Source organism: Parabacteroides sp. merdae-related_45_40, assembly GCF_001915675.1.
This window is the reverse complement of sequence record NZ_MNQY01000137.1, coordinates 79,815-89,886: the sequence shown is the minus strand read 5'-3', so window position 1 is coordinate 89,886 and position 10,072 is coordinate 79,815. Positions and strand designations below refer to the sequence as shown.

The window sequence follows — 10,072 nt, the reverse complement described above, 5'->3', positions numbered from 1 at the left end:
GTAAAGGATGTCGGGATTGCCTCTGTCTGTATTAACGGGAAAGACAAGGGAATTGTCTGGACAAAGCCTTTCCGTGTGGATATAACAGACGGTTTGAAGGAAGGAGAAAACGATGTGGTTGTGGAAGTGACCAATTCCTGGTTTAACCGGGTGGCGGGTGATGAGATGGCGGTGTCCCCGACTAAATATACGCAAACGAATATCGTTTTGGGAAATGACTTTAGGGGAAATGCCGTATCCGAGATTGCGTTGGAGCCTTCCGGTCTGTTGGGACCCGTAACGATACAGGTGGCGGTGGAACAGATGTAGGAGGAATGGATATCAGTAATGTAATAGATTCAAAAATAAAGCAGGATATGAATATAAAAAGACTGATTATGCTTCTTTTCCTGTTTGCCTGTTGTGGTGCGGGAATGGCTGGAAGTAACAAGATAGACCGGAAAGCGCTTGTCATGCGTCATAATGTGACGCAGACGCAGATTGACAAATTTTCCCCTCTTTCCGTCGGGAACGGGCGTTTCTGCTATACAGCCGACATAACGGGGATGCAAACCTTTCCGGAATTGTACCGGGAAGGGATCCCTTTGTCGACAATGTCGGAATGGGGCTGGCATCGTTTTCCGAATACGGAAAACTATCAGTTGCCTGATGTCTTCAAATATCTGGATGCTTATGGCAAGAAAGTCCCTTATCCGATCGGCTCTTCTCCCGGTCGTGAATATCTTCGTGCCAATCCCCATCAAACGGGATTGGCTTTGATCGGTTTGCAGAAGGCGGAAGGAAAGACGCTTTCGGAGGAGGAACTGAGCGAACCTTGTCAACAGTTGAATGTCTGGGAAGGAACGTTGGAAAGCCGTTTTAAGCTGTCCGGCTCTCCTGTAGAAGTCACGACACTTTGTCATCCCGATAAGGATGAGTTGGCCTATCGTTTGAAATCACCTCTCTTTTCCGAAAAGAAGTTAGGTGTACGGATCTGTTTCCCTTTTCCCAGTGTTGCATTTGGCAAGGAACCGGCTGTCTGGGATATGGAAGACGGCCATCGGTCTTGGATTGTCCGAAGTGGTGACAACGATTGGCTCATTAAACATCAGACGGATGATTTTGTCTATTATTGCCGTATACGGACATCCGTGAAGGCTGCATTGAGAGAAACGTCCCGTCATAATTATTTTCTGGAAGTACTATCCGGTAAAGATGAATTTACGCTGTTGGTCGATTTTTCGACAGATGAGAATGCGTTGAATACTTCTGATGATTATGCCTCTGCTGTCCGGGCAAACCGACAGGCATGGGAAACTTTCTGGATGAGCGGTTGGAACGCCGGATCGTTCTGTCGCAGTATTTGACCGCTATCCAGTCCCGGCAACAGTATCCGCCTCAGGAGACGGGTTTGACCTGCAATAGCTGGTATGGCAAATTCCATCTGGAGATGCATTGGTGGCATTCTGTTCATTTTGCTTTGTGGGGACGGTCCGCCTACTTGTCGAATACCTTAGGCTGGTACGATGAGATTTTTGAAGTGGCAAAATCCTATGCTGCCACGCAAGGATATAAGGGAGTCCGTTGGCCGAAGATGATCGGTCCGGACGGTATGGAGGCCCCTTCCGGTGTCGGTCCCTTATTGGTCTGGCAGCAACCGCATCCGATTTTTTATGCGGAATTGCTTTATCGGGAAAATCCGACACAAGAGACATTGAACCGGTTTGGTGACCTGATAAATGCGACGGCTGAATTTATGTTCGATTATGCTCATTGGGATGCCTCCCGGAAATGCTATGTTCTGGGACCTCCGATCATCTCCGCCCGTGAAGGAAACAGTGGAACTTTCCGTGAAAATATCAATCCTGCTTTCGAATTGGCATATTGGAGCTGGGGGTTGAAAAAGGCGAATGATTGGAGAGAGAGGATGGGACGGGAACGGAATGCCGATTGGGATCGGATGGCAGATCAGATGGCTCCCTGGCCTGTTGTCAATGGCGTTTATGTCGAGGCTGAATCTGTATTAGAGAAAGACGGAGGACATCCGACTCAATTGGCCGCTTACGGTTTCCTTCCGGCATCGGCTTATTTGGATAAGGAAGTTATGCGTAAAACGTTGCGCCATGTTCTGGACAATTGGGACTGGGCTGATACTTGGGGATGGGATTTCCCTTTGATAGCTATGACTGCCATCCGCTTGAATGAACCGGAGTGGGCGTTGGAAGCCTTGTTGAAGAGTGTACAGAAAAATACTTATCTGCCTAATGGACACAATTTCCAGAATGAAGGACTTCCGCTTTACCTGCCGGGAAATGGCGGCTTGCTTACCGTTGTCGCGATGATGTGTGCCGGTTGGGACGGTTGTACGGAAGGAAATCCCGGATTCCCTAAAAACGGACTGTGGAATGTGAAATGGGAGGGCTTGAAACCGGCCTTTTAAGGGTATAGATAAAAAATAGGCATCAGTAAATAATCCGATGCCCGTCGTTTTTTCATCCGATGGGCATCGGATTATTTTTTACTTTGCTTTCAGTTCTTCTTCTTTTAACTCTTCTTCCTCGACTTCTTTAACCTTGCGGAACAAGTCTGAAGCGAAGATAAAATCGTTCAATGCTTTGTTCTTGGAAGTAATAACCTCTTTGCTGTTCCCCTGCCATTCTTTTACGCCTTCTTTGATGAAGATAATGTTTTCACCGATATTCATGACGGAGTTCATGTCATGTGTGTTGATGATAGTCGTCATTTTGTATTCGGCGGTGATATCGTGGATCAGGTCGTCGATAATCAGCGAAGTCTTGGGGTCCAGGCCGGAGTTCGGTTCGTCACAGAACAGATATTTAGGGTTCAGGGCGATGGCGCGGGCAATAGCGGCACGTTTCATCATACCGCCACTGATCTCAGAAGGATAGAGGTGGCCGGCTTCCGACAGGTTCACACGGTCCAGACAGAACTGGGCACGTTTCAGGCGGTCTTTGTAAGTGTCGTTTGAGAACATATCCAGCGGGAACATGACATTTTCCAACACCGTCATGCTGTCGAATAAGGCCGATCCTTGGAACAGCATACCCATTTCACGGCGCAACATGTTCAATTCGTGCTTATCCATCGATGTCAAGTCACGGCCGTCATATAAAATCTCTCCCGAATCCGGACGCATCAGCCCGATAATATTTTTGATAAGAACCGTTTTCCCGGAGCCGCTTCGCCCGATAATCAGGTTTGTTTTTCCCGTTTCGAAGACGGCGCTGATGTCATTCAAGACAACGCGTCCTTCAAAGGACTTGGTGATATGTTTTACTTCTACCATTTTTTATGTCAGCATTAAGTTGGTTAAGATCACGTCGGCCAGCAGAATCATGATACTGCTCATAACGACTGCGTTCGTACTGGCTTTGCCTACTTCCAGTGCACCGCCTTTCACATTATAACCGAAATAGGCGGCTATGGATGAAATAATAAACGCATACACGACGGATTTAATGATGGAGTACCAGATGTAGAACTCATTGAAATAGAACTGCAAACCATATTCGAAAGAGGCGGGAGTCATACCTGTGCCCGTGGAATGGCTGGCTGCGATACCTCCCAAAATACCGGTGAACATACTGAAGATAACTAATACCGGAATGAAAGTCATCATACCGACCATCTTTGGCAGGATCAGGAAGTTGGCGGAGTTAACTCCCATGATTTCCATTGCGTCGATCTGCTCCGTCACACGCATGGTCCCGATCTCGGAGGCTATGTTACTACCGACTTTGCCTGCCAGGATCAGTGACATGATGGAAGAAGAAAATTCCAACAGGATAATTTCACGCGTTGTATATCCTATCGTAAATTTAGGAATGAGCGGCGAACTGATATTCAGTGAAATCTGGATGGCAATAACCGTACCGATAAAAATGGAAATGATGACAACGATCCAAAGGGAATCGACTCCTAATTTATATATTTCCTTTATCAACTGCTTAAAGAACATGCTCCACCGGTTGGGTACGGAGATGCATTTCCCCATCAACATGACATATTCACCTACTTGATGTAATGCTTTATTCATTATTTTATGTTTCTATTCAATTACAGTCTGCAAATATAACGCAATTCTGGGAACAACTGTTCATTTCAGGCTTGATACTTCTGGTTTGTATTTAATCTAAACTGGGCTGTAAGTCAATAAAAGCGTAGTGAACGATTTGTATAGAAGGAATTAATTCCGTTTCTTTGTAGCAAAGATTTTGGATATGGCAGACGAACAACAAATGGTGCTCCGTACGGAGGATCTCGTTAAAAAATATAAGACACGTACCGTTGTAAATCATGTTTCGATCAATGTGAAGCAGGGAGAGATCGTGGGATTGCTTGGCCCTAATGGGGCTGGGAAAACGACTACTTTCTATATGACGGTAGGGTTGGTGACTCCCAATGAAGGAAAGATATTCTTGAACGATATGGAGATCACGAAGTTTCCGGTGTATAAACGCGCTCGTAATGGTATTGGCTACTTAGCTCAGGAGGCGTCTATTTTCCGTAAAATGACGGTGGAGGATAACATTCGTTCCGTATTGGAAATGACAGAGACAACATCCGAATACCAGAAAGAAAAATTGGAGAGTCTGATTGCCGAATTTGGTCTGAATAAAGTGCGGAAGAATTTGGGCGACCAGTTGTCCGGAGGTGAACGCCGGCGTGCGGAGATCGCTCGCTGTCTGGCTATCGATCCGAAATTTATCATGCTTGACGAACCGTTTGCCGGGGTAGACCCGATTGCCGTACAAGATATCCAGAGTATTGTCGCAAAGCTGAAACATAAGAATATCGGGATTCTGATCACAGATCATAACGTATACGAGACTTTGAGTATCTGTGACCGTGCCTATCTGCTGTTCGAAGGGAAAGTGCTTTTTCAGGGAACTGCCGAGCAGTTGGCCGAAAATGAAATTGTGCGTGAAAAATATCTGGGTAAGGATTTTGTTCTCCGCAAAAAAGACTTTTAAGAATTAAGATTAGACGATCTGATAATTTTCAATTTCCGACAGCAACGGACAAAGAAAAATAACGCAACGATCGCCACGATTGTGTAGGGCAACAAATTCTGTGTGGAAATATCTCCGGTAATGAATTCGTTGTCTTTTAATTTGGCATCCGACATGCTGATGACAGCAATTGCATTATTAACGAAGTGGGCAAATACCGGTATCCAGATGTTCCGGGTCCAATAAAGTAAATATCCGAAATAAGCTCCTAACAGCATACGTGGAAGGAAGCCGAAAAACTGCATGTGGAAGGTACTGAAAATGATGGCTGCACTCCAGATGATGATATGATGATTGTACGTCCATTTCCCGATTATCCGTTGCAAAGCGCCCCTGAAAAGGAATTCTTCCGTAATGCCGGCAGCTACCGCGATAACGATCAGGTTAAAAAACAAAGTTATGATCCCTCTTCCGGCCAGCAATTTCAGAGTCAGTTGTTCGGCCGTTTCCTCTTGCAACCGCATCCAGTTTTCTATGGGTTCCATAAAAGATGGCAGTTCCATCTGCTTATTCAGTATTCCGGTCAGGCTGATGGAAGGAGTGATCAAAAATATGCTGAGAAATGTGAGAAGCAATATGTGTCCTTTAGGCATTTTCCCGATCGACAGATATTCTTTCGGATTGTAGCTGCACAGCCACGCAAGTGCCAATGCAGGAAAGAGGAATGTGCCGAGGGCTGAAATAAGTTGCAACAGGCGCATCATGTCCGAATACTGCGTAATATCGGCGTGCAGACCATAGATCATATAGAAGAATCCCATTGCAATCAGCGATGAGAAAACTGCGCCTGCCAGAATCAGGAGAAGCAGGACGGTCAATTGGAAGATGGCCGGTTTTCCGGCATATATACCTTTTAAGAACATATTTTTGAGCATAAAAAAACTTCTGCTCAAAGTTAAGCAGAAGTTTCTTATTTTTTCCCGGAAAAGTAATTATTTAGGACGAGCCTCTTTTATTACTATCTGGCGGCCTTCATATTCTGCTTCGTTCAACTCGGCGATTGCTTTTTTCGCAGCTTCATCGTCCGGCATTTCAACGAAACCAAAACCTTTTGATTTGCCTGTTTCACGGTCTTTGATGATCTTTACGGATTCAACCGTACCGTATTCTTCCATTACTTGTTTCAAATCATCTTCCCGAACACGATAGTTCAGGTTTCCAACATAGATGTTCATAAAAATAGAAATTAAAAAATAAAATTGTTACTTCAATGAAAGTAGTAAACCGGAATTTCGTAACAGTGAGAGATATTCGACAAGTAACGAGTAAATGAAGAAATAAAAAACAATGTTAGGTCCGTTCAAGGTTAATGCCCTTTCACATCGCAAAGGAATACATTTATTTTAGATAAACAACAATTTATCCTGAAAAAAATAATATTGCTCCTAAATTCATCTCGGTTATAACAATTTAAGCAAACAATTTGCGAGATTAAAAGATTAAGTCTAATTTTGCACCCTAAAATTCGAACAAGACTATTAATTAAATAAATCATTCAGAATGAACGTTTCGCTTAAAAACATTGATGCTACAAAAGGCATTGTGAAATTGGAAATAGTGAAAGCTGACTATGCAGACAAGGTTGAAAAGAGCCTTCGCAGCTTCCGTCAGAAAGCAGAGATGCCGGGTTTCCGTAAAGGGATGGTCCCAATGGGTATGGTAAAGAAAATGTATGGCAAGCATGTGTTGGTTGAAGAAATCAACAAATTGGTTTCTGAAAACTTGTACAACTATATCCGTGAAAACAAACTGAACATTTTGGGCGAACCGCTGCCTAACGAAACTGAACAGAAAGAAATCAACTTCGATACTCAGGAAGACTTCGAATTTTGTTTTGATGTAGCGCTGGCTCCGGAAATCAAGATCGAATTGTCCAAAAATGACAAGGTTCCTTATTACCAGGTGAATATCGACGACGAAATGATCGGCAAACAAGTCGAGGCTTACCAGGCTAATTTCGGAACGTACGACCAGGTTGAGGATGTAGAAGAAAAAGACTTGGTGAAAGGTACGGTAGCCGAACTGGAAAACGGTTCTCCGAAAGAAGGCGGTATCGTTGTTGAAGAGGCTGTTTTGATGCCGATGTACATAAAGGATGAAGCTGAAAAAGCTAAATTCATCGGTGCAAAGAAGAACTCTGTGATCGTATTCAATCCGAATAAGGCCTACGAAGGTGCAGAAGCAGAAATCGCTTCTTTCTTGAAAGTGAATAAGGAAGCCGTCAGTGGTATCACAGGCGATTTTAGCTTTGAAATCACGGAGGTGACTCGTCATAAGAATGCAGAGCTGAACCAGGAATTGTTCGACAAAGTCTTCGGTGAAGGCGTTGTTACCAGCGAAGAAGAATTCAAGAACAAGATCCGCGAAGCTTTGGCTGAGCAGTTCACTCCGCAGAGCGACTTCAAGTTCTTGGTCGATGCCCGTGACCTGCTGGTTCAGAAGGCCGGTGAACTTTCGTTTGCCGAAGACCTGTTAAAGCGTTGGTTGCTGGTTGCCAATGAAAAGAATACGAAAGAAAAGATCGACGAAGAATATCCTCGGATCATAGAAGACTTGAAATATCAGCTGATCAAAGAAAATCTGGTGAAGGAAAACGGATTGAAAGTTGAAGATGCTGATATCGAAGGCTTCGCTAAACGTGTAGCTAAAGCCCAGTTCGCCCAGTATGGAATGCTTTCCGTACCGGAAGACGTATTGGCTAACTATGCTAAAGACATTTTGAAAAACAAGCAGACGCTGCAGAATATCATTGACCGTGCAGTTGAAGAAAAACTGGCAGGCTGGTTGAAAGAACAAGTCGAACTGGATACCAAGGAGGTGACAGCCGACGAATTCAACAAACTTTTTGAAGAATAAGACTACCTGAAAAAGCGGCAGCAGCAGCTTTTTTATCTAAAAAGGGCTTTCTCTCGAAAAAATATCTTACCGGACAGCAAATAAGTTGTTTCTTTCAGAAATTTATTTATAACTTTGTTATTCCGATAAGTAAGAGAGGAATCCCTTTTTTTATGACTTTTCGGTAACACAATAAGACTATAGATTATGGAAGATTTCAGAAAGTATGCAACGAAGCATTTAGGGATGAACAGTAATGCGCTGGACAGTTATATGAATATAACCAGCAGTTACATATCTCCGACGATTATCGAAGAGCGTCAATTGAACGTTGCTCAGATGGACGTTTTTTCACGGTTGATGATGGACCGTATCATTTTTTTAGGTACACAGGTTGACGATTATACGGCAAATGTAATCCAGGCACAGTTGTTGTATCTGGATTCAAGCGATCCGGGCAAGGATATTTCAATTTATATCAATTCTCCGGGTGGCTCTGTTTATGCAGGATATGGTATTTATGACACGATGCAGTTTATCAGTAGTGACGTGTCGACTATCTGTACGGGTATGGCAGCTTCTTTTGCTGCGGTATTGCTGGTCGCCGGAACGAAAGGCAAGCGTATGGCCTTGCCTCATTCCCGCGTGATGATTCACCAGCCGTTAGGCGGTGCGCAGGGACAGGCTTCGGATATTGAGATCACGGCTCGTGAAATCCTGAAAGTAAAGAAGGAACTCTACACAATCATATCAACTCATTCAGGTCAACCTTATGAAAAGGTTGAACACGATAGTGACCGTGACTATTGGATGACGGCAGAGGAAGCTTTGGCTTACGGTATGATCGACAAGGTTCTGGTTCGTAATAAATAATATTAATGTAAGGGGCTGCGTTAAAAGTCCCTTGTCCCTTGTATCGAATGCGGGAACAGGAGCTTTTAACGTACTCTCTTTAAAAAACAAATACGGAATGGCCAAAACAGGCGATAGCTGTACGTTTTGCGGACGCGGTAGCCGGGACGTTAATATGTTGATTAACGGGATTTCCGGTGCTATTTGCGATGAATGTGCACAGCAAGCGTACGAAATAGTAAAAGAACAAATGCCTGGCAAGGGGAGTTCTTTTGGATTAAACCAGAAAGATCTGCCTAAGCCTGAGGATATTAAGACTTTTCTGGACCAATATGTGATAGGTCAGGACGACGCTAAACGTTATCTGTCGGTTGCTGTGTATAACCATTACAAACGTTTGATCCAGAAAGTAACATCGGATGATGTTGAGATCGAGAAATCGAATATTATTATGGTGGGTGCTACGGGGACAGGTAAAACGCTACTTGCCCGTACGATCGCCAAATTGCTCCATGTCCCGTTTGCCATTGTAGATGCGACGGTCTTGACAGAAGCCGGTTATGTAGGGGAGGATATAGAAAGCATTTTGACCCGTCTGTTGCAGGCTGCCGATTATGATGTCGAAGCGGCACAGCGTGGTATCGTATTTATCGATGAAATAGATAAGATCGCCCGTAAGAGCGATAATCCTTCCATTACCCGTGATGTAAGCGGTGAAGGTGTGCAGCAGGGCTTGCTGAAGCTCTTGGAAGGTTCCATCGTGAACGTACCCCCGCAGGGTGGGCGCAAGCATCCGGAGCAGAAAATGATTGCCGTGGATACGAAAAATATCCTGTTTGTATGTGGTGGCGCTTTCGACGGAATAGAGAAGAAAATCGCCCAGCGTTTGAATACACGTGTAGTAGGATACGCCGCAAACGAAAACACGGCGCAGGTGGATCGCAACAATCTGCTGAAATACATTACACCAACCGACTTGAAATCGTTTGGCCTGATTCCGGAAATCATCGGACGTCTGCCTATCTTGACCTATTTGAACCCGTTGGATAGGAGTACGCTTCGTAATATCTTGACGGAACCGAAGAACTCGATCATCAAGCAATATATCAAATTGTTTGCGATGGATGATATTGAACTGACATTTGACGAAGACGTGTTCGAATTTATAGTCGATAAGGCACTTGAGTTTAAGTTGGGAGCACGTGGCTTACGTTCCATTGTGGAGGCTGTGATGATGGATGCCATGTACAGTATGCCGTCTGCAAATGAAAAGACACTCCATGTCACGTTGGAGTATGCGAAGGAAAAGTTTGAAAAATCGGACGTAAACCGTCTGCAGATGACCTGACGGCGGTTTTTAAAATATGAATAGT

The 10,072-nt window shown here is 44.3% G+C and carries 11 protein-coding genes; 7 read left to right on the top strand and 4 right to left on the bottom strand.

Annotated elements, in window-relative coordinates:
• The 3 genes from BHV83_RS20100 to BHV83_RS20090 all read left to right on the top strand — a co-directional run.
• Positions 1-309: glycosylhydrolase-like jelly roll fold domain-containing protein (locus BHV83_RS20100; RefSeq protein WP_353743784.1), on the top strand; the 309-nt coding region annotated here is incomplete at its 5' end.
• Between the two features lie 47 nt (positions 310-356).
• Positions 357-1,346: a hypothetical protein gene (locus BHV83_RS20095; RefSeq protein ID WP_286757940.1), complete on the top strand. Its 990-nt coding sequence runs from the start codon at positions 357-359 to the stop codon at positions 1,344-1,346.
• The gene (locus BHV83_RS20090) at positions 1,289-2,419 is read left to right on the top strand and encodes a hypothetical protein (RefSeq protein WP_286757939.1); all 1,131 of its coding nucleotides are present in this window, start codon (positions 1,289-1,291) and stop codon (positions 2,417-2,419) included. The genes BHV83_RS20095 and BHV83_RS20090 overlap by 58 nt, the downstream gene beginning before the upstream one ends.
• Positions 2,420-2,497: 78 nt before the next feature.
• On the opposite strand, the gene BHV83_RS20085 is transcribed toward BHV83_RS20090, so the two are convergent.
• Both BHV83_RS20085 and BHV83_RS20080 read right to left on the bottom strand, forming a co-directional pair.
• Positions 2,498-3,286, bottom strand: coding sequence for an ABC transporter ATP-binding protein (locus tag BHV83_RS20085; protein WP_005634683.1), 789 nt, complete (start codon positions 3,284-3,286; stop codon positions 2,498-2,500).
• Between the two features lie 3 nt (positions 3,287-3,289).
• Positions 3,290-4,036, bottom strand: coding sequence for an MlaE family ABC transporter permease (locus tag BHV83_RS20080; RefSeq protein WP_005634684.1), 747 nt, complete (start codon positions 4,034-4,036; stop codon positions 3,290-3,292).
• A 184-nt stretch (positions 4,037-4,220) separates the two neighbouring features.
• Here BHV83_RS20080 and lptB point away from each other — a divergent pair, with 184 nt between their 5' ends.
• Positions 4,221-4,973, top strand: a complete 753-nt coding sequence (gene lptB / locus BHV83_RS20075; protein WP_036724763.1) for an LPS export ABC transporter ATP-binding protein — start codon at positions 4,221-4,223, stop codon at positions 4,971-4,973.
• Here the strand turns inward: lptB and BHV83_RS20070 are convergent.
• Both BHV83_RS20070 and rbp read right to left on the bottom strand, forming a co-directional pair.
• Positions 4,970-5,875 carry a CPBP family intramembrane glutamic endopeptidase gene (locus tag BHV83_RS20070; RefSeq protein ID WP_039849740.1) on the bottom strand — a complete coding sequence of 302 codons (906 nt, stop codon included), beginning with the start codon at positions 5,873-5,875 and terminating at the stop codon, positions 4,970-4,972. The two genes, lptB and BHV83_RS20070, sit on opposite strands and share 4 nt — an antisense overlap.
• Positions 5,876-5,944: 69 nt before the next feature.
• Positions 5,945-6,187: an RNA-binding regulator gene (gene rbp / locus BHV83_RS20065; RefSeq protein WP_005634688.1), complete on the bottom strand. Its 243-nt coding sequence runs from the start codon at positions 6,185-6,187 to the stop codon at positions 5,945-5,947.
• 325 nt (positions 6,188-6,512) lie between these two features.
• Between rbp and tig the strand changes: the two genes are divergently transcribed.
• The 3 genes from tig (at position 6,513) to clpX (ending at position 10,047) form a co-directional block, all read left to right on the top strand.
• Positions 6,513-7,868 carry a trigger factor gene (gene tig, locus BHV83_RS20060; RefSeq protein WP_005634690.1) on the top strand — a complete coding sequence of 452 codons (1,356 nt, stop codon included), beginning with the start codon at positions 6,513-6,515 and terminating at the stop codon, positions 7,866-7,868.
• A gap of 186 nt (positions 7,869-8,054) precedes the next feature.
• The gene (gene clpP / locus BHV83_RS20055) at positions 8,055-8,720 is read left to right on the top strand and encodes an ATP-dependent Clp endopeptidase proteolytic subunit ClpP (RefSeq protein WP_005634693.1); all 666 of its coding nucleotides are present in this window, start codon (positions 8,055-8,057) and stop codon (positions 8,718-8,720) included.
• Between the two features lie 97 nt (positions 8,721-8,817).
• Entirely contained in the window at positions 8,818-10,047 is a 1,230-nt protein-coding gene (gene clpX, locus BHV83_RS20050) for an ATP-dependent Clp protease ATP-binding subunit ClpX (protein WP_005645733.1), read from the top strand.
• Positions 10,048-10,072: the final 25 nt, after the last annotated feature.